18 protein-coding genes and 1 pseudogene are annotated in these 19,299 nt (G+C 64.7%); 10 read left to right on the forward strand and 9 right to left on the reverse strand.

The window, feature by feature from the left end; translation table 11 throughout:
- Positions 1-72 precede the first annotated feature (72 nt).
- The 3 genes from AB5Y95_RS05065 to AB5Y95_RS05075 all read left to right on the forward strand — a co-directional run bounded on the left by AB5Y95_RS05065 (position 73) and on the right by AB5Y95_RS05075 (position 4,584).
- Positions 73-2,139: a hypothetical protein gene (locus tag AB5Y95_RS05065; RefSeq protein WP_368159780.1), complete on the forward strand. Its 2,067-nt coding sequence runs from the start codon at positions 73-75 to the stop codon at positions 2,137-2,139.
- Positions 2,109-2,891: a DUF3142 domain-containing protein gene (locus AB5Y95_RS05070; protein WP_368159782.1), complete on the forward strand. Its 783-nt coding sequence runs from the start codon at positions 2,109-2,111 to the stop codon at positions 2,889-2,891. Before AB5Y95_RS05065 ends, AB5Y95_RS05070 begins: the two co-directional genes overlap by 31 nt.
- Before the next feature lie 67 nt (positions 2,892-2,958).
- Complete coding sequence (locus tag AB5Y95_RS05075) at positions 2,959-4,584, forward strand: hypothetical protein (protein WP_005304827.1); 1,626 nt, start codon at positions 2,959-2,961, stop codon at positions 4,582-4,584.
- A gap of 31 nt (positions 4,585-4,615) precedes the next feature.
- Here the strand turns inward: AB5Y95_RS05075 and AB5Y95_RS05080 are convergent, their stop codons facing one another.
- Positions 4,616-5,929, reverse strand: coding sequence for a sodium-dependent transporter (locus AB5Y95_RS05080; RefSeq protein WP_368159785.1), 1,314 nt, complete (start codon positions 5,927-5,929; stop codon positions 4,616-4,618).
- A gap of 431 nt (positions 5,930-6,360) precedes the next feature.
- On the opposite strand from AB5Y95_RS05080, the gene AB5Y95_RS05085 reads away from it, so the two are divergent.
- Positions 6,361-7,080, forward strand: a complete 720-nt coding sequence (locus AB5Y95_RS05085; protein WP_005304833.1) for an ABC transporter substrate-binding protein — start codon at positions 6,361-6,363, stop codon at positions 7,078-7,080.
- 5 nt (positions 7,081-7,085) lie between these two features.
- Here AB5Y95_RS05085 and AB5Y95_RS05090 read toward each other — a convergent pair whose 3' ends face one another.
- Positions 7,086-8,399, reverse strand: a complete 1,314-nt coding sequence (locus AB5Y95_RS05090; RefSeq protein ID WP_368159788.1) for a sodium-dependent transporter — start codon at positions 8,397-8,399, stop codon at positions 7,086-7,088.
- Between the two features lie 214 nt (positions 8,400-8,613).
- Positions 8,614-9,453, reverse strand: coding sequence for an isopenicillin N synthase family oxygenase (locus tag AB5Y95_RS05095; RefSeq protein WP_010636209.1), 840 nt, complete (start codon positions 9,451-9,453; stop codon positions 8,614-8,616).
- 209 nt (positions 9,454-9,662) lie between these two features.
- Here AB5Y95_RS05095 and AB5Y95_RS05100 point away from each other — a divergent pair, with 209 nt between their 5' ends.
- The gene (locus tag AB5Y95_RS05100; protein ID WP_368159790.1) at positions 9,663-10,226 is read left to right on the forward strand and encodes a DUF2799 domain-containing protein; all 564 of its coding nucleotides are present in this window, start codon (positions 9,663-9,665) and stop codon (positions 10,224-10,226) included.
- A gap of 59 nt (positions 10,227-10,285) precedes the next feature.
- Here the strand turns inward: AB5Y95_RS05100 and AB5Y95_RS05105 are convergent, their stop codons facing one another.
- A complete protein-coding gene (locus tag AB5Y95_RS05105; protein ID WP_368159792.1) occupies positions 10,286-11,107 on the reverse strand; it encodes a Cof-type HAD-IIB family hydrolase in 822 nt (273 codons plus the stop codon).
- 379 nt (positions 11,108-11,486) lie between these two features.
- Positions 11,487-12,728, reverse strand: coding sequence for an MFS transporter (locus tag AB5Y95_RS05110; RefSeq protein ID WP_368159794.1), 1,242 nt, complete (start codon positions 12,726-12,728; stop codon positions 11,487-11,489).
- Positions 12,729-12,881: 153 nt separating this feature from the next.
- On the opposite strand from AB5Y95_RS05110, the gene AB5Y95_RS05115 reads away from it, so the two are divergent.
- Both AB5Y95_RS05115 and AB5Y95_RS05120 read left to right on the forward strand, forming a co-directional pair.
- On the forward strand, positions 12,882-13,505 hold the full coding sequence (locus AB5Y95_RS05115) for a metalloregulator ArsR/SmtB family transcription factor (protein WP_042007094.1): 624 nt from the start codon (positions 12,882-12,884) through the stop codon (positions 13,503-13,505).
- Positions 13,506-13,812: 307 nt separating this feature from the next.
- On the forward strand, positions 13,813-14,289 hold the full coding sequence (locus tag AB5Y95_RS05120) for an Lrp/AsnC family transcriptional regulator (protein ID WP_005304871.1): 477 nt from the start codon (positions 13,813-13,815) through the stop codon (positions 14,287-14,289).
- Positions 14,290-14,381: 92 nt separating this feature from the next.
- On the opposite strand, the gene AB5Y95_RS05125 is transcribed toward AB5Y95_RS05120, so the two are convergent.
- From AB5Y95_RS05125 to AB5Y95_RS05135, 3 genes and pseudogenes are all read right to left on the reverse strand, one after another.
- Positions 14,382-14,699, reverse strand: coding sequence for a hypothetical protein (locus tag AB5Y95_RS05125; protein WP_005304873.1), 318 nt, complete (start codon positions 14,697-14,699; stop codon positions 14,382-14,384).
- A 145-nt stretch (positions 14,700-14,844) separates the two neighbouring features.
- Positions 14,845-15,073: pseudogene (locus tag AB5Y95_RS05130) on the reverse strand (hypothetical protein).
- Positions 15,074-15,105: 32 nt separating this feature from the next.
- Positions 15,106-15,531 (reverse strand): MarR family winged helix-turn-helix transcriptional regulator, encoded by a 426-nt coding sequence (locus AB5Y95_RS05135; protein WP_211048406.1) that lies wholly within the window; start codon positions 15,529-15,531, stop codon positions 15,106-15,108.
- A gap of 204 nt (positions 15,532-15,735) precedes the next feature.
- Here AB5Y95_RS05135 and AB5Y95_RS05140 point away from each other — a divergent pair, with 204 nt between their 5' ends.
- The 3 genes from AB5Y95_RS05140 to chrA all read left to right on the forward strand — a co-directional run bounded on the left by AB5Y95_RS05140 (position 15,736) and on the right by chrA (position 18,793).
- Positions 15,736-16,740, forward strand: coding sequence for an NADP-dependent oxidoreductase (locus AB5Y95_RS05140; protein WP_324054333.1), 1,005 nt, complete (start codon positions 15,736-15,738; stop codon positions 16,738-16,740).
- A 157-nt stretch (positions 16,741-16,897) separates the two neighbouring features.
- On the forward strand, positions 16,898-17,341 hold the full coding sequence (locus AB5Y95_RS05145; protein ID WP_042051380.1) for an NUDIX hydrolase: 444 nt from the start codon (positions 16,898-16,900) through the stop codon (positions 17,339-17,341).
- 291 nt (positions 17,342-17,632) lie between these two features.
- Complete coding sequence (chrA, locus tag AB5Y95_RS05150; protein WP_368159799.1) at positions 17,633-18,793, forward strand: chromate efflux transporter; 1,161 nt, start codon at positions 17,633-17,635, stop codon at positions 18,791-18,793.
- A gap of 80 nt (positions 18,794-18,873) precedes the next feature.
- Here chrA and msrB read toward each other — a convergent pair whose 3' ends face one another.
- Positions 18,874-19,260 carry a peptide-methionine (R)-S-oxide reductase MsrB gene (gene msrB / locus AB5Y95_RS05155; protein WP_005304887.1) on the reverse strand — a complete coding sequence of 129 codons (387 nt, stop codon included), beginning with the start codon at positions 19,258-19,260 and terminating at the stop codon, positions 18,874-18,876.
- Positions 19,261-19,299 lie beyond the last annotated feature (39 nt).

Consider the following 19,299-nt stretch of genomic DNA (forward strand, 5'->3'; position numbering starts at 1 on the left):
CCCTATGGTCAGTTGAAAGGGGTGAAGGCATCTTGTAGCGTGCCAGCATCCCGACTCCTGCTGGAAGCGCCCATGAAACTGACTCCCCTGTGGCTGGCCCTGTGCAGCCTGCCCGTCCTGGCCTGCGGCCCGGATGGCTGCGAGACGCCGCTCACCCTGCAACTGACCGCCGCCCAGTGCCACCTGAACGGGCTGCCGTTCCTCTCCCCCGACAACGACACCCGCACCAACCTGGCGCTGCTGCTGGCCGATGAGCAGGCCTTCTCGCTGCCCAAGGCGCCGCTGCCGCTGCCCTTCGCCATCGAGGATCTGCTCAACCCGGCCCTGCTCAACCCGACCCAGGCCGAGCCGGCCCCCGCCGGGCCGGATCCCCTGCTGGCGCTGGCCGCTGGTCTTGGCATCGAGCAGAGCACCCCCCAGGCCGCCCTGGAGCGGGCCGCCGGCTGGAGCGAGGGGCGCTGCATCAGCAACAACCCGGTCGCCGCCGAAGCCTTCCTGCAGGCGCTGGTCGACACCCCAGCCCTTGGCGCCGACGAGCGCAGCCAGCTGGCCCGCCAGCGGCTGGCCATGCTGGGCCAGTGCGCCCAGCAGACCGAAACGGCCACGGCGCCGGAGGACAAGGCCGCGCCGCTGTCAGCCGCCGGCCAGGGCTTTGCCGACTACCTGGCCGCCAGCCGACTCTTCTATCAGGGGGAGTTCGCGCAGGCCGATGCGCAATTTGCCGCCCTCGCCGGCCAGGATCAGCCCTGGCTGAAAGAGACTGCGGACTACATGCGGATCCGGGTCGCCCTCAACCAGTCCCAACAAAGCGCCTTCGATGACTGGGGCACCCTGGATCGCAACCTGATTGACCAGGCTGCCGTGCAGCGCGCCGAGCAGTTCATCGCCGACTATCGCAGCCGCTACCCAGAGGGGCGCTATCTCGACTCCGCCAACGGGCTGCTGCGCCGGCTTGCCTGGTTCAAGGGGGACGAGGCGGCGCTGGCCGGCCTGTTCCGGCAGGCGAGCCGCCAGCCGGGCAACCCGGAGCTGCTCAACGAAATAGACCTCAAGCTGTTGATGCAGCCCGGTTTCACTGGCTCAGCCGCCATGCCGCAGCTGACCCTGGTGCAGGATCTGCGCCGACTGCGGCTGCACGAGAGCTGGGACGAGTGGCAGCCGCTGCAAAGCGGCGAGCTGGCCCAGCAAAGCGCCCAGCTTGCCGGCAACCCGGCCTGGCTCGCCTACCTGCAACAGGCCGAGCGTTATTATCTGGCCAAGGATTATGCCGCCGTCATCGCCGCCGCTCCCGCCCTCGGCAAGGGGCCACTCGACAACCTGGCATTCAGCCAGCAGGTGCTCAAGGGCATGGCGCTGGCGGCCAGTCAGGCGCTGCCCGAGGCGGAGCAGCAGTGGCGCGCCCTGCTCGCCAGCCAGCCCACCCCCTTGCAGGATCAGCTGCTGCAACTGGCGCTGGCCATGACCCTGGAACGGGCCGGCCGGCTGGAGCAGGTGTTTGCCAAGGAGAGCCCCATCCAGAGCGATCACTACCGCATTCCGCTGCTGGAGTACGTGGCGCCGGCCCCTCTGCTGCGCCGCATGGTGCAGGATGAGCAGGCCTCCGACACCCTGCGCCAGCGCGCCGGCCACACCCTGCGCTACAAGCAGCTGACCCACGGCGACTATCGGGGCTTCCTGCAGGATCTGGCGCTGACCCCGCTGGCCGCCCCGTTCGACTGGCAAGGGAGCCAGGAGTATCAATGCCCGGCGCTCACGGTCGTGGTCACCACCCTGGCGGACAACCCCAAATCCCCCAAGGCGCTCAACTGCCTCGGCGAGTTTTTCCTGAGCAAGGGGCTGGACTGGGATCCGCTCCTGCAGCGGCCGGGGGCCGACACTCTGGCGGGCAGCCGGGATCTGTTTGCCGGACAGCAGCGCAGCCGGCTCGACTGGTATCAACAGGTGATCGCCAACCCCAAGGCCGCCAAGGAGGAGAAGGCCTACGCCCTCTACCGCGCCATCAACTGTTACGCCCCTAGCGGCAACAACAGCTGCGGCAGCCAGGAGATCCCCCTCAGTCAGCGCAAGGGCTGGTTCAACACCCTCAAACGCCAGTACGGAACGAGCCAGTGGGCCAAACAGCTCAAATATTACTGGTGATGCTGGCGCTATTGAGCGCCGAGGTCAGCGCCGCCGTCGAGGCGAGCCACTACCGCCAGTTCTGGCTGTGGGCCGGGGTCAAGCCCCAGCCGGTGCTGCAGCAGGCGGAGCGGCTCTATCTGCATCAGGGGGAGATAGGCCCGTTTGATGCGCGCCAGCCCGTGCGTTTTCAGGGGCAGGGCATAGCGCCGAGCAAGCTGCCGGTAAAGGAGCTCTGGCTCGCCTATCGGGTGGAGCGGCTCGACTGGGATGAGGTCTTGCTCAAGAGCCTGACCAACCAGCTGGCGGCCTGGCAGCGCAAGGGCAATGAGGTGCGCGGCATCCAGATAGACTTCGATGCCCGCACCCACCGGCTGGCGGACTATGGCGACTTCCTGCGCAAACTGCGCAGCCAGCTGCCCACCGGCTGCGCCATCAGCATCACAGGCCTGCTGGACTGGACCCGCACCGGCGACGTCGCCACCCTCAACGCCCTCGCCGGCACGGTCGACGAGCTGGTGGTGCAGACCTACCGTGGCCGCCGCACCGAGCCGGGCTACGCGCGCTACCTGCAAACGCTGACGCGGCTGACCCTCCCCTTCAAGGTGGGGCTGGTGCAGGGAGGTGAGTGGGATCAAACGTGGGAAAGCAGGCTGGCCGACTCGGCGGCCTATGGCGGCGTGGTGGTGTTTCTTGTCAATCCGTCGCCCTCCCCCCACCGCAGTGAGCTCGGACGAGGGGTTGACCGGCACGGCACCTCTGTAACAGAGTAATAGCTCTTTTTGACTCCATCACATGCCATACTTGTTCCGATCCTGAACCGGCCAAGGAGTGCCAAGGATGCAGATCCTCCTGATCGAAGACGACACCATGCTCAGCACGGCGCTCTCCCAGGGGCTGAGCCAGCAGGGCATAGCATCAACCCAGCTGACCCACTGCAAGGAACTGGCAACCCTGCCAACCCTGCTGCGCCAGCAGTCGTTCGACGCCATCATCTGCCACCAGAGCCATCACCAGGACCTGGAGGGAGTGCGCATGCTGCAGGAGGCTCACTATCTGGGGCTACTGGAGCCGGGCTGCGTGCTGTTGTTGCTCAATGCAGACCCGGAGCCACTCCACTATCCCCCCTCGGATCTCTACTTTTCCCTGCAACTGACCATCCCCTTTACCCAGGAGCAACTGACCACCCGCCTGCGCGAGCTGGTACAGCTGACCGGGCTGACCCGGGCCCTGCCGGCCCCGATGCGGCTCAGGGAGTGGCAACTGAGCTGTGCCCTGTGCGAGGACCTGCTCTATGAGCAGCAGAAGTATCGGGAGCTGGGACAACAGCTGGACCGGAGCAAGGGCTACATGCTGCTGCAATGGCAGGATCACTTCCACGCCTCCCAGCACTACGCAGTCTGTACCACGGAATATGACGCCTGGTGGCCGCGCAAGGGATTGATCTACGCCCTGCTGGGACTCGGCAGGCTGGAGAGTGCGCGCAAGGATCTGGCCCGCAACCGGGAGCGGCTGCCGCCGGCCCTGCAGCTGGAGCTGGCGCTGGCCTGTTTGCTGCACGAGGGGCAGTGGGAGGCGGCCTGGGACGTGCTCGGCCATCTGCTGCAAAAAAACGCCTGGCAACCGGAGTGGCGTCAGGCGGCCATCCTGCTGGCACTGCTGATCAAGGATGAGGGCAAGGCGCTGGAGCAGGCCAATGCCCTCAGCCTGCGCTTCTTTGCCGATCACAAGCTGCGGGTATCCATCGAGAACTTCATCCTCAATGCCAGCCTGGCGGTGCTCTGGCATTACCCGAGCGCCGCCAGGATCAGCTCACTGCAGCAGGAGTATCGCTACCTCAACCAGGCCGTCACCCTGCGAGCTCATGAGGACGCCCTGCTCAAGGCGCTGATGCTGAGCCTGGACTACCGCTTCGACGAGGCCCTGCTGCTGCTGGCCAAGCACCCGCCGGAGAGTGCGCGGGACAACCACCTCAACCAGCTGCTCGGCTTCGCCGTCAGCCAGTTCTGCGGACTGCCCCACCACGCCAAACGCTACCTGACCCAGCTAGGCCAGTATCAGGCCAGGGTCGCCCCGGCCCCGCTGCTGCAACAGCTGTTCAAGCAGGTCGTCATCGACTTGACGAAACAACTGGAGCGGCGCGAGCTGCGGCTGACCTATCTGCGCCAGGAGCGGCAGCGAGCCGCTGCGGCCGGTCAGCACCAGCTGGCCGTGCAGTATGCGCTGACCCTGCAGGAGGAGTTCCCGGCCCTGCCTGGCGATGCCTGGCAGTTGCTGGAGCTGCTGCAACTGTGCTGGCCGGCCGGCATGGCAGCCCCCAGGGTGGCGCTGCTGGTAGACCGGCTGGAGCGGCGCCTCAACCACAGCGCCTCCTTCATGGAGCATCATGCCGAGGAGTACCAGAAGACGCTGCTGCAGATCCGCTCACACCTCAATACCCGCCTGCCCACCACGCCCCCCAACTAGGCCCTCAGGCCCGGCCAGCGCCGGGCCGCTCTTACAGCAATCCCCGCACCAGGATCCCGCCGATCAGCAGCGGGGCCACCAGGCGCCAGCACCAGAGCAGGCAGAACCGCAACACTGGCGAGAGATCCGCCGGCACCATGCGATCCCCCAGTCGCCAGCCCAGCAACAGGGTCAGTACCAGGCCGAACAGCGGCATCATCAGGTTGGAGGTGAGGTAGTCCAGCACATCGAAGATGGTCTTGCCGAACAGGGTGTACTCGGCCCAGGGGCCGAACGACAGGCTCACCGGAATGCCGCAGGCCATGATCAGCAGGGTCAGCACCCGGCAGGCGCCACGGCGCGACCAGCCCCACTCTTCGGTGGTGAAGCGCACCAGGTGCTCCAGCATGGAGATGGAGGAGGAGAGCGCCGCCACCAAGAGCAGCAGGAAGAAGACCACTGCCAGCCCCTGGCCGAACGGCAGGTGGTTGAACACCGCCGGCATGGTCATGAAGGTGAGGCCGGGGCCGGCGGTCGGATCGATGCCGGTGGAGGCGAGCACCGGGAAGATCATCAGCCCTGCCAGCACCGAGATGAGGCTTGCCAGCGTCACCACCCAGACGCCGGAGCGCAGCACGCCGTCACTGCTGGGCAGGTAGGCGCCGTAGGTGGTGTGTACCCCCAGGCCAATGGAGAGGGAGAAGAAGGCGAGCCCCAGGGCATCCAGCACTCCCTGGCCGGTGAGCTGGCTGAAGTCGGGCAGCAGGAACTGGCGCACCCCGGTCATGGCGCCGGGCATGGAGAGGCCGGTCACCACCAGCAGCAGCATCATCACCAGCAGGGCCAGCATCATCCAGCGCAGCGCCCGCTCCACCCCCTTCTGCAGGCCCCCCTGCACGAACCACCAGGTGAGCCCGGCAAAGATGAGGTGGGTGATGGCCGGCCAGAGAGGATCGCTCACGTAACCGGTGAAGAGGGCGGTGAGGGCGCTCGCCTCACTCAAGTTCAGCTCGCCACCGATGGCCAGGGCCGCGTACCCCACGGTCCAGCCCCCCACCACGCTGTAGAAGCTGTAGATGAAGAAGCCGCACAGGACCCCCATGTAACCCATCCAGCGCCAGTTCGGCCCCACCAGCTTGCGGAAGGCACCGAGCACCCCGCGCTGGCTATGGCTGCCGAGCAGGGTCTCCCCCACCTGCACCGCCACTCCCAGGGTGAAGCTGAACAGCAGAAACACCAGCAGGAAGGCGCCGCCGCCGTTGGTGGCAGTCACATAGGGAAACTTCCAGATGGCGCCAAGACCGATCGCCGAACCGGCGGCGGCCAGCACATGACCGAGACGGGAAGACCACTGAACCTGGCTCATACAACCTCCGGGCAAGACAACATCACATCGATACTCCATGGATAACCGCACGGTGCGGGCAACAAAAAAGGCCGCCTGGTGGCGACCTTTGCAATGAACATTCAGACAAGCTGTGCGTGCAAGGTCACCTCTCTTGCGAGCCAAAAAATCGACCGAACAGTGCGCAGCGGGGTGACATGAATAAGCGGGCCTGAATGCCAAACGGGATCACAGCCTAAACCATGGAAAGAAAAATTGACACAACGCGATCAACTTTTTTTCATCCCCCCCTTCAAAAAAGGATTCTCTGCCGCGGCCGGCAAAGATCATCAGGCAGCCCAATCCCTTGAGCAATAATAGAGTTAGCCTCGGCAGGCCGGTCAGCGACCGCCCGTGGCGACCCCCTTGCGCAACATGGATGCACCGACGTGACGCACCTGACCGGATACTGGATGAACTGGCTGCTGCCCTGGCTACTGCTGCCCGCCCTGGCGCTGGCCACGCCGCAACCCCCGCTGACCCTCATCAGCCACGAGCTGCCCCCCTTTACCCACACCAGTAACGGCAAGCTCGGCGGGCTGGCGGTGCAGCTGGTACAGGAAGTCCAGCAGGAGATGGGGGTCCACTACCCCATCAAGATCTACCCCCTCAAGCGGGCGCTCGCCCTGACCCGGGTCGAACCCGGCTTCGCCCTGTTCGTCATCCTGCGCACGCCCCATCGGGAGTCCCAGTTCAAGTGGGTGGGGCCGCTGTTTCCGAACCGGGTGGTGATCTACCAGACCAGAGGCAGCAAGCCGCTGACCGACCTGGCCCAGCTGCGCAAGCTGCCGCGGGTCGGCGTGCTGCTCGGCAACGCCGATGACGAACTGCTCACCCGGGAGGGTTACACCAACCTGGTGCGCTGCCAGACCATCGAAGATGCCATCGAGCTCCTGGTGCTCGGCAAGATAGACGCCTTCCCCATGGGGGATCAGATCATGCCGGCCATCCTGGCCAAGATGAAGTTCTCCCCCCGCAGCGTGGTGAACTCCGGGTTGCTGCTGCAGGAGAACTGGCTCTACATCGTCTTCTCGAAGAGCGAGGATGATGCCGTGATCGCCCGCTGGCAGGCCGCCGTCGACAAGGTGCGGGCCCGCCACCCGCAGGCGACACCGGCCCCCCTTCATCCCTGAGCCGGTTATACCAGCCCGCGTACCAGGATGCCGCCGATGAGCAGTGGCGCCAGCCAGCGCCAGCAGCCCATCAGCAGGGTGTGCCAATGCAGGGCCAAGCCGGCAGGCAGTGCCTGGCGACCGAGCCGCCAGCCCAGCAGCAGGGTGAGCGCCAACCCGAACATCGGCATCATCAGGTTGGAGGTGACGAAGTCGAGCAGCTCGAAGATGTTCTTGCCAAACAGGGTCACGTCCGCCCAGGGGCCGAACGACAGGCTGACCGGAATGCCGTTGGCCATCACCAGCACAGTGATCAGGCTGCAGGCGGCCCGTCGTGACCAGCCCAGACTCTCGCTGACGAAGCACTGCAGGTGCTCCAGCAGCGAGATGGCGGACGAGAGTGCCGCCACCACCAGCAGGGCGAAGAATACCACCGCCAGCCCCTGGCCGAACGGCAACTGCTGGAACACCGCCGGCATGGTCATGAAGGTGAGACCCGGGCCGGAGGCGGGATCGATGCCGGTGGCCGCCAGCACAGGGAAGATCATCAAGCCCGCCAGCACGGCGATGAGGCTTGCCAGCAATACCACCCAGAGGCTGGAGCGGCCGACCCCCTCGCTGGAGGGCAGGTAGGCGCCATAGGTGGTGTGGATGCCCAGACCAATGGAGAGGGAGAAAAACGCCAGCCCCATGGCGTCGAGCACGCCGGACATGCCGAGCTTGCTGAAGTCCGGCATCAGGAAGTGGCGTACCCCGGCCATGGCATTGGGCAGGGTGAGACCAAAGGCCACCAGCATCAGGATCATGATGAAGAGGGCCGGCATCATCCAGCGCAGGGTGCGCTCCACCCCCTTCTGCACGCCCCCCTGCACGAACCACCAGGTGAGCCCGGCAAACAGCAGGTGGGTCAGCACCGGCCAGAGCGGATCCCCCACATAGTTGTTGAAGCGGGCGGTGAGGGCCGCGCCATCGCCGTGCTGCAGACTGCCCGCCAGCGCCATGCCGGTGTAGCCCAGGGTCCAGCCGCCCACCACGCTGTAGAAGCTGTAGATGAGCAGGCTGCTGAGCAGCCCCATGGCGCCGACCCAGCGCCAGCGCTTGCCCATCAGCTCACCGAAGGATCCCACCACCCCGCGCCGGCTCAGGCTGCCGAGCAGCGTCTCCCCCATCAGCACCGCCACCCCCAGGGTGAAACTGAACAGCAGAAACACCAGCAGGAAGGCGCCACCGCCGTTGGCGGCCGTCACATAGGGGAACTTCCAGATAGCGCCGAGACCGACTGCGGAACCGGCGGCGGCCAGGATATAACCGAGCCGGGATGACCATTGGGACTGCTTCATAAGAACTCCAACCGTGGGGCCCGCCACAAGGGGCCCAAAATGACGCTCAGAGTACGGGGAGGGCTGCGCAATCACAACGCCACTTATCTGGATAAAGCGCGCATTATTGGCATCATTACCTAATTAAATTCTATTTAACGCACAATCCTGCCAACAAATAAAAACCGGAGCAATTTTGCTCCGGTTTTACAGGGTGGTGGGACAGCTTTGGGGACTAGATCACCCCCAGCTCCCGTAGCCGTTCCATCAGGTAGCTGTGGGCGGTATGACGCTCGGAGAGCACCACGTCCGGCCGCGGGTGGAGGAACAGCGGCAGGGAGATGCGGGACTTGGCGGCGCTGCCGCCGGTCGGGTTGATGACGCGGTGGGTAGTGGAGGGGTAGTAGCCGCGGGAGGCCTCCTGCAGCATGTCGCCGATGTTGATGATGAGAGTGCCGAAATCGCACGGCACGTCCATCCACTCGCCGTCGGACCCCTTCACCTGCAGGCCAGGTTCGTTGGCGGCGGGCAATATAGTCAGCAGGTTGATGTCTTCGTGGGCGGCGGCGCGGATGGCGCCCGGCTCTTCGGTGCCGTCGAACGGCGGGTAGTGCAGCACCCGCAGCAGGGTTTTCTGGCTCTCTTCAATCATGGAGGAGAGCGGGCAGCTGTAGTGGGCGGCGATGTCGCTCGGGGTGTACTGCTCGACCCAGCCCAGCAGCTCGGCCGCCAGGTCGTTGGCGAGGCGGTAGTACTCCATCGCCTGCTCTTTCAGCTCGGCCGGCATCTGGCCCCAGGGGTAGATGTGGAAGTACTCCTTGATGTCCTTCTGGCTGTGGCCCTTGGCCACTTCGGACACCGACGGCGGGAAGTAACCGTCCTGAGTCTCGCGATTGAACAGGAAATCCTGCTTCTGCTCGCTCATGAAGAAGCGATACCAGTTGTCATAGATGGACTGCACCAGCTCTTTCGGGATGGGGTGATTGGTCAGCACCCCGAAGCCGGTGGTCCGCAGGGATTCGGTGAAGCGCTGCGCCGCATCGGGCGAGCGGTAATCGACGGTCAGGACTTTCATTGTTTTTGTTACGCGCCAGTTAAAAGATGGCGCAGTTTACCCCGTGACCGGCGACAAGGAAAGGGCTCGGGCCGCCACGTCGCCAGCCTGCGCAAATAGTGACAAACCGCTCAAAAAACGGTGTCGGCCGACGCCGCTTTTCATTCCTTGTCCTGCCCCAGCATCCTCTCTAGAATGCCCCCCATCATCTCTCTCGGAGCCCGTCGTCCATGTCCCCCAAGATCCTGTTGCTGACCCTGCCCTTCCTGCTCGCCGGTTGCAGCTCGCTGTCGGAAGAAGAGTGCCGCACCATGAGCTGGTACAACCTGGGTTATCAGGATGGCGAGCAGGGCAAGACCCCGAGCGCCACCCGCGACTACGTCTCGACCTGCGGCGAATACGGCCTCAAGGTGGACGAGGCGGAGTGGAAACGGGGCTATGCCAAGGGGCTGGAGCTCTACTGCATTCCCGAGCTCGCCTACAGCAAGGGCAAGTCCGGCGCCGAGTACCTAGGGGTCTGCCCCAACGATGCCAGCTTCCTGACCCAGTACGATCGCGGCCGCAAGGAGTACCTGGTGGAGAAGCAGCTGAGCGATCTCAAGAGCGAGATGGAGCGGACCGAGCGCGACATCGAGACGCTGGAGCGCCAGATCAGCAACGAGAACGACAGCAAGCAGCGCGACTACTACCGCGCCCAGCGCGAGCGCGCCATCCGTCACTACGAGGGGCTGCGCCGCGACTACAACAGGATCCGCTTCCCGGATCGGGTGATCCAGTTCACCTTCGGGAACTGACAAACCAAAAGGGGCCGACAGGGCCCCTTTCTGTTTCTGTCCCTCTCTGTTTCTGCCCCTCAGGCGGGCAGAACCCAGCGCTGCAGCGCCAGCGCGATGCCGTCTTCGTTGTGCTCGGCGGTGACCCGATCCGCCAGCGCCTGGATCTGTGACGCCGCGTTGCCCATGGCCACCGCCAGCCCCACCTGCTCGAACATGCTGATGTCGTTGTTGTTGTCACCAAACGCCACCACGTTCTCCATCGAGATCCCTTCACTCGCGGCCCACTGGGCCAGCCGGTTACCCTTGCTGCAGCCGGGCTGCACCAGCTCCACCGCATAGGGCGCCGCCCAGTCGCAGGTGAAGGGCAGCTGCGCGACCACCTCTGCCATGAAGTGATGGAGCAGAGCGGGATCCTGGTTGAACAGCTCCAGCTTCCAGACCGGCCGGCTGAGCCAGCTCGCCAGATCCTCCGCCGGCAGCAGGGAGATCTTGAGATGATCCGGCTGGGCCGCCGACCAGTGGCGCATCCGGGTCACATGCTCCTCGCAGCCGAGGTAGCCGATCCCCTCATCGAGGTGGAACAGGGCTCCCATCTGGTGCGCCTGCACCTCGGCCAGCAGCCGGCCGAGGGGGGATACCGCCAGCGGATCCCCGCTCAGGATCCTCTCCTGCACCGGATCATAGAGGTAGGCGCCGTTGCTGCAGATGATGGGGGTGTCGAGGGCCAGCTCGTGATGGAAGGGGCGGGCTGTCATGAAGTGGCGCCCGGTCACCAGCAGCACCTTGATGCCGTGGGCGCGGGCCTGGGCCAGTGCGGCCCGGGTGGCGGACGAGATCTTGTGATCCCGGGTCAGCAGAGTGCCATCCATATCCAGTGCAATGGCCTGAAAACGACTCATATCACCTCCAAAATGTCGAAACGAATGCGGTGCCATACCTACCCGCTTCCAACGCCAGGGCCTGATAACAACTCATATCACCGCCAAGCGTGTCGAAACGAATGCGGTGCCATACCTACCCGCTTACAACGCCAGGGCCTGATAACAACTCATATCACCGCCAAGCGTGTCGAAACGAATGCGGCGCCATACCTACCCGCTTCCAACGCCAGGGCCTGATAACGATTCATGCCACCGCCAAAGGCTGAGCATCGCAAGGTACAGATGAAGCAAGGGAGCACCGGGTGATCGGGCAAGCGAAGCAAAGAGCCATACCGTCCCAGAGTCGGCGCCACGATGCAAGCGCCGGCAGCCCCCTCCGTCTCGCTCTGTGATCCCGTCAGCCGGCTTCCATCTGGGCGTCGAGCCGCTGCCGCCGATCCGCCGCCCGGCGCAGGCCATAGAAGCCGGCTGCGCAGAGCAGACCGCACAACGCCGCCAGATAGAAGGGCCACTCGGTACCCGCCAGCAGCACCAGGCTGCCGACCACTACCGCCAGGATCTCGCTGCCCACCGCCAGCCCGCGATAGAGCCCCATCGCCTGCCCCTGCTGCTCGGCGTGGCTGCGGTTGGAGACGGCCACCGAAGTAGCCAGCTCCCCCAGGCTCATGCCGATGCCGACCGGGATAAAGGTGAGCGCCAGCCCCCACCAGTGGCTGGGCAGAATGAAGAGCAACATGCCTGCCGCCATCACCAGATGACCGACGATCCCGAGGGAGCTGCCGCGCCAATGGCGAGCCAGACGGGAGCCCAGCCAGGATCCCGCGATCATGGGCACGCTCACCAGCACGGCGGCCTGCGCCAGCTGCACCGGATCCCAGGCCAGCCGCTCCACCAGCCAGACGTTGAAGTAGGTGAAATAGAGCTGCACCGCCCCGTAGCTGAGCAGGGTCAGCACGAAGTAGGGCAGCAGCACCGGCTGCAGCAACAGTTGACGGGAAGAGAGGGCTGGTGCCGGCTGCTCACTGCGGGCCACCGCCGGCCGATTGGGCAGCAGCCAGAGCACCAGCAGCAGGTTGACCAGGGTCATGGCCACCGCCAGCCAGGCCGCCAGGCTGTAATCACCGGATACCACGGCCGCATAGCCGCCGATCATGGGGCCCACCACCCAGCCCAGGTTCATGCCGATGTTGATCCAGGCGAAGCTGCGCGCCTTGGTCTTGGCGGTGCTCATGTCGGCCGCCATGGCCTGCACGATGGCGATGTCACCGTTGAAGAAGCCCTCCACCACCCGGCTCAGCAACAGCAGTGGCAAGGAACGCCAGGCGATCCCCAGCGCCATCAGGACATAGCCCACCAGCACCCCCACCAGACAGAGGGTCAGCACCGGCTTGCGGCCATGGCGATCGGAGAGACGGCCCAGCCAGGGGGAACCCACCAGCTGGAACAACGGATAGAGCCCCATGATGACCCCCAACCACACCTTGCGGCTCCAGTCCGACGCTTCCGGCGTCAACATGCCCTGGGCCGGATCCAGCAACAGCGGCGCCAGCACTGGGGATGGCAGGCTGAAGCCCGCCACCGCCAGCGTCACCGTCATCACCAATACCCACAAGCTGGCCTGTCCCTTGATCCTCTCCATCTTCGCCCCATTAAATAAAGTTATTGGTTTATTTATGTTGACCAGTGAGTGGGATTAAGTAAAGCGAATTGTTGATTTAAAGAATCCCTCTCCCCATAATGGGTACCTGAGCGCCACCCCTCTGGCGTGCCTGCCGATCACGAGAGCCGCCCCATGAATGCCAGCACCGACAAGATACTGCACCTGTTGAAGACCCAAGGCCCCCAGAGTGCCGCCGAGCTTGGGGAGCAGCTGCAGATGACCTCCATGGGCGCCCGCCAGCACCTGATGACGATGGAAGCCGACGGCTGGGTAAGTTTCAACGACGAGGCCCGCGGGCGCGGCAGGCCGGTGCGGCTGTGGCACCTCACCGAGCAGGCCTGGCAGCGCTTCCCCGACAGCCACAGCGAGCTGACCCTGCAGCTTATCGACAACATCCAGCAGCTGTTTGGCGCGGTGGGCATGGAGCGACTGATCGACCAGCGGGAACAGCAGCAGCTGGCCCGCTATCAGGCCGAGCTGAACCAGCCGGCGCTGGCCGACCGGCTGGCCAGGCTCAAGGAGCTGCGCTGCCGGGAGGGCTATATGGCTGACTTGCGCCAGGAGGAGGATGGCAGCTGGCTGCTGTGGGAGAGTCACTGCCCCATCTGCGCGGCGGCGAGCGCCTGCCGGGGCTTTTGTCGCAGCGAGCTGGCGCTGTTTCGCCGCTTGCTGGCGCCGGCCGAGGTGGAGCGGGAACAGTATCTGCTGGAGGGGGATCACCGCTGCCTCTATCGCATCAAGCCGCAGCAGGGCTGAACGCCGCGCACAAAAACAACAAAGCAGGCGCCGGGATGCCTGCTTTGTTGCCTTCGGGGAGGGGATGTCCTCGTTCCAGTCCGTCGTAGCCCGATAAGGTGGGACGGCTGATGGGGCTCTTGACCCGGTAAAGTCATTTGCCACAGAGACCGGGTTGGGTTTCTGTCTTGCCACCGGAAGATGTAACCATGGTACCCCTGCCGGCCCGGTGAGTGGTTGCGAAGTAGCATGTATTTTCAGTTGTTTTTGCAATAGTTCACCCTTAATCTAGGAAAAGTGAATTAGTAATTGCAACGAGGAACGGAGAATGCTGAAACTTGATCGCATTGACAGGCATATTCTGGAGTTGATGCAGGAGAATGGCCGCATCAGCAACCTGGAGCTGGCCGAGCTGGTCGGGCTCTCCCCCTCCCCCTGCTCCCGCCGGGTCAAGGCGCTGGAAGATGCCGGTCTCATCGACACCCACGTCACCCTGCTCAACGCTCGCCAGCTGGGGCTGACCCTCACCGCCTACATTCATATCTCCATGGACCGGCATACCCCGGAGCGGTTCGAGAATTTCGATCGGGCCATCAGCGAACTGCCGGAGGTGCTGGAGTGCGACCTCATCACCGGCAATGACGCCGACTACCAGCTCAAGGTGGTGGTGCGGGACATGGAGCACTATCAGCACTTCCTGCTGGACAAGCTGACCCATATCCCGGGGGTGACCGGGGTGCGATCCAGCTTCGTGCTGCGCCGGATCAAGCACAAGACGGCGCTGCCGCTTAACCACCTGGGTTGAGCGTCGGCCGCCCAGATCAGCGCGAGATAAAAAAGAGGAGGCCCAAGGGCCTCCTCTTTTTACATGTTCAAACTGCTGGAGCAGGCTGGTACTCAAACCGCCACCTGGCTCACGTCCTGCACCTGCAGGAGCCAGCCGGCCTGCTCCTGCTGCGGCTCGCCGCTGACCCGCAGCCGCTCGCCGGTCGGCACCCACTGCCCCTGGGGCAGGGAGACCAGCAGACTCTCGCTGCCGTTATCGAACAGCCAGCGATCCTCCCCCAGCGACTCGATCAGATAACCTTCCATCTCCACTCTGGACTCGGCTTGCCAGGATGGCGCAACGGAATCACGGCTCTCGATGAAATCCCCCTGAACACCAAAACTGGCCAGCCCCCACAGAATGGAGAGCCCAACCAACGATGATTGCATCTCGTCTCTCCTCTTTTGGAACTGTAGGGCCAGTATGGGAAGAGAAAACTGAGCGCACCATGAACAAGGTGGCAAAGTGCCGACGGGATCGCGAAAAAAACCGGCCAATCGGCCGGTCGTGTCATTTTATGGCGTCTGGATCACACTATTTGGCGGCTTCCTCTGCCATCCGTGCGGCCCTTGGCTTATTCGTCCACATGGCAACACCGCGATGATCCGCACAGATCCCCTCCTCCACCACGGCCCGCACCCGGGTGCCATCCTTGCAGATCGCCTGCCAGGCATCGGCATCGTCGATNGGCCATCGACGGGGAGTGGGAACTGGTGCTGCAGGCACCCAGCAGCAGGGCAAACAGGGGCAACAAGATTCTCATGGAGGGCTCCTCAGACGGATGGTCGGTCGAACTCAACGCCCCAGCTGGGCCGAGATGCGATCGCAGAGCTGCTTGAGCTGGGCCAGTTCAGCATCGGCCAGATCCACCTGATTGCGCAAGTTGTCCGCCAGACAGCAGCCCTGCACCTCCTGCTGCAACTGGCGGCCCGCCTCGGTCAAACAAATGCATTTTTGCCGCTCATCCTCGCGGGAGACGGTGCGGGTCAGCCAGCCCTTGCTCTCCAGCCGCTTGACGATGGGGGTCAGGGTCCCCGCATCCAGCCCGGTCTCCTGGCCTATCTCCTTGAGGCTGACCTCGTCCCGCGCCCACAGCGACAGCATCACCAGATACTGGGTGTAGGTGAGATCCAGCTTGTCCAGCAGCGGTCGGTAGGCCCGCATCACGGCATTGGAGGCGCTGTAGAGGGCAAAACAGACCTGCTTTTTCAATTCACTCATGGGGCACCTCGCTGACGACTGGGGCCAGTATACCCCAGGAGCATGAGGGGCTGAATAATTTGCACACAAAACAGTTGTCAGCCCTCCGTTTCAGGATTAACCTGATTTTAGTTTGCACGCAAACAAAATCATCCTGCGCCGCCGACAGACAGGGCCCGGCCCGTCGCCGGCGAGGCTTGTACCAGATCCAACGGGAGAACCGCCATGAATGCCACCAGCCATCAAACCCAACTGCTGCGCCGCCCGGTCGGCCTGCCCGCCGCCGCCGACTTCGCCCTGGTCGAGGTCCCGCTGCCCCCCTTGCAGGAGGGCGAGGTGCAGGTCGCCAACCAGTGGCTGTCGGTGGACCCCTACATGCGCGGTCGCATGAGCGAGGCCAAGAGCTATGTGCCCCCCTTCCCCCTCAACGGCCCCCTCGATGGCGGCGCCATCGGCGTGGTGGAGGCCTCGCGCCACCCGGATTTCGCGGTGGGCGACCGGGTGAGCAGCATGCTGGGCTGGCGTGATCGCTTCGTCGCCAACGGCGCTCAGCTGACCAGACTGCCCGACACCCGCCTGCCGCCCCAGCGCTTTCTCGGCGCCCTCGGCATGCCGGGCATGACCGCCTGGACCGGGCTTAACCGCATCGCCAGACTGCAGGCCGGGGAAACCGTGCTGGTGTCGGCCGCCTCCGGCGCCGTCGGCTCCATGGTGGTGCAGCTTGCCAAACGGGCGGGGGCCCGCGTCATCGGCTCCACCGGATCTGCCGACAAGGTGGCCTACCTCAAGAGCCTGGGGGCCGACGAGGTGATCAACTACCGTGAGACCCCGGATCTCGATGCCGAGCTGGCCAGGCTGGCGCCGGAGGGGATCCACGTCTACTTCGAGAACGTGGGGGGCGCCATGCTGGACGCCGCCCTCAACCACATGGTGGTGCACGGTCGCATCGTGATGTGCGGCCTCATCGAGCAGTACAACGGCCAGAGCGAGGCGAGCGGGCCGCGCAACCTCTCCCAAGTGATCCGCAAGCGCCTCACCATGCAGGGGCTGATCGTGTTCGATCACTGGCAGCATTACGGCGAGTTTCTGGCCGAGGTGACCCCGGCCTTCGACGCCGGCACCCTGCAGGCCGAAGAGACCGTTTATCAGGGGCTCGCCAGCATGCCGCAGGCCTTCATCGGACTGTTCGAGGGGCGCAACACCGGCAAGATGCTGGTCAAGCTGGGGTGATCCGCAGCTCTGGCGCCTGACGCCGCAGACTGCTTGCATGATGGGCCCATCCGACCTAAGGTGGGCCCGTTTTTTATGGTGCAATTCGCCGTTTGTGCAAGGAGCCGCTTATGGGTTCCCTGCTTGTCCCGCGTCATCCCTGCAAGGAGCCCTTCTTATGTCAACTCCCTATCCCCGCGTCGGTGTCGGCGTGATCCTCACCAACCGCCAGGGTCAGGTGCTGCTTGGCAAGCGCAAGGGGAGCCACGCCCCTTACTGGTCCATCGCCGGCGGCCATCTGGAGCTGGGAGAGACGTTCGAATCGGCAGCGATCCGGGAAGTGGCCGAGGAGACGGGTTTTCGGATCAGCAACCCCAGCGTCATCGCCGTCACCAACAACCTGGAGACCTGGCGTGAAAGCGGTCTGCATTATGTCTCGGTCACCCTGCTGGCCGAGGTAGAGGGAGAGCCCCAACTGCTGGAGCCGGAGAAGTGCGAAGGCTGGGTCTGGTGCGACCCACGCAATCTGCCCGAGCCTCACTTCGATGCCAGCCGCCAGTCCATCGCCTGCTGGCTGGCAAATCGTTGCTACCTGCCGACCTCGAGCCAGCCGGCCCCATAAACCATCGCCTGCTGGCTGGCGAATCATTGCTACCTGCCAACCTCGAGCCAGCCGGCCCCATAAACCATCGCCTGCTGGCTGGAGAATCGTTGCTACCTGCCAACCTCGAGCCAGCCGGCCCCATCAACCATCGCCTGCTGGCTGGCGAATCGTTGCTACCTGCCAACCTCGAGCCAGCCGGCCCCATAAGCCATCGCCTGCCGGCGACAAGGCGCGGCTACCTACCAGCAGCCCCCTGATTTGTCATAAAAAAGTCATCGCCCTGTCATATCATCTCCACCGTCTGATGAAATGCGCGAGGAGAGCGACGAGGTGGGACAGGTATTCATGCAATTTCTGTGGTTGGGCTGTGTCAGTTTTGGCGGGCCGGCCGCCCATATCGGCTACTTCCAGCGCACCTTTGTCGAGCGGCGGGGCTGGCTGACCCAGGCCGAATTCGCCCAGTTGCTGGCCCTCTGCCAGCTGCTGCCGGGCCCCGCCTCCAGCCAGCTCGGCTTTGCCATCGGTCGCCAGCGGGCCGGGCTTGGCGGAGCGCTGGCTGCCTTCGCCGGCTTCACCCTCCCCTCCTTCCTGTTGTTGCTGGCCGCCGCCATTGGTCTCGGCCAGCTCGGCAACAACGTCTGGCTCGATGCCGCCCTGCACGGCCTCAAGCTGCTGGCGCTGGTGGTGGTGGCCGATGCGGTGCTCACCATGAGCCGCCAGTTCTGCAAGACAACGCGCAATCAGGGGATCATGGTCGCCACTGCGGCTGCCCTCTGGTGGCAACCCGGCCTGCTCACCCAGCTCGTCATGCTGGCGGGCGCCGCCCTGCTCTGTGCCCGCCAGGCAGACCAAAGCGGCACTCCCTTGTCGTCTGCCGGCGCTGTGAGCCGACCCCACTGGCCCACCCTGCTGCTGTTCGCCCTGCTGTTTATCGGCTTGCCGCTGCTGGGGGGCTCCGTCGGCCAGCTGGTCGCCGACTTCTACCGGGCCGGCAGCCTGGTGTTTGGCGGCGGCCACGTGGTGCTGCCCCTGCTGGCGGAGAGCGCAGGGCACAGTCTCAGCCAGCAGCAGCTCCTGACTGGCTACAGCCTGGCCCAGCTGGTGCCCGGCCCCATGTTCACCCTGGCGACCTACCTCGGCGCCCAGTTGCTGCCGGCCACCCCGTTGGACGGCGCTCTGCTGGCGACCCTGGCGCTGTTCCTGCCCGGTTTTCTGCTGCTGTGGGCCATGGGCCCCTGCTGGCAGAGCTGGCTGGCCCGCCCTCGCCTCGCCGGCGCCGTGGCCGGCATCAACGCCGCCGTGGTGGGTCTGCTGCTGGCGGCGCTCTATCAGCCGGTCTGGCAGAGCGCCGTGCTGGCGCCCACCGATCTGGCGCTGGCCGCCGTCGGCTTCTACCTGCTGCGGGCACTCAGGCTGCCCATCCTGGCGCTGGCGACCCTGTTGATGGGCGCCACCCTGCTGCTGGCCTGAGCGACCCAGGCGGCGACCACAAAGAAACGGCCCCCTGCCAAGGCAGGGGGCCGTTTTTGCATGCATATCTATCGCCAGGCTCAGGGTTCTGGATCGAAATCCAGGCTCAGGCTGTTGACGCAGTAGCGCTGGCCAGTCTCGGTCGGCCCGTCCGGGAAGACATGGCCGAGGTGGGAGCCGCACTGACTGCAGGTGATCTCCACCCGTTTCATGCCGTGGCTGTTGTCCTCTGTGTAGGTCACGGTCCCGTCGATGGCCCGATCGAACGAGGGCCAGCCGCAGCCCGAATCAAACTTGGCGTCCGAGTGAAACAGCACGCTCTTGCAGCAGACACACAGGTAGTCGCCGCTCTTGCGGTTGTGGAGCAGGGCGCCGCTGTAGGGACGCTCCGTGCCCTTCTCCCAGCAGACATGAAACTGCTCGGCGCTCAGCTTGTCGCGCCATTGTTCGGGGTTGTTACTGCTCATTCCGACTCCTCACCACTGATAACGGTGCCCAGCATACCC

Origin of the sequence: Aeromonas sp. R5-3 (assembly GCF_040908225.1) — a bacterium.
GTDB lineage: Bacteria > Pseudomonadota > Gammaproteobacteria > Enterobacterales > Aeromonadaceae > Aeromonas > Aeromonas dhakensis.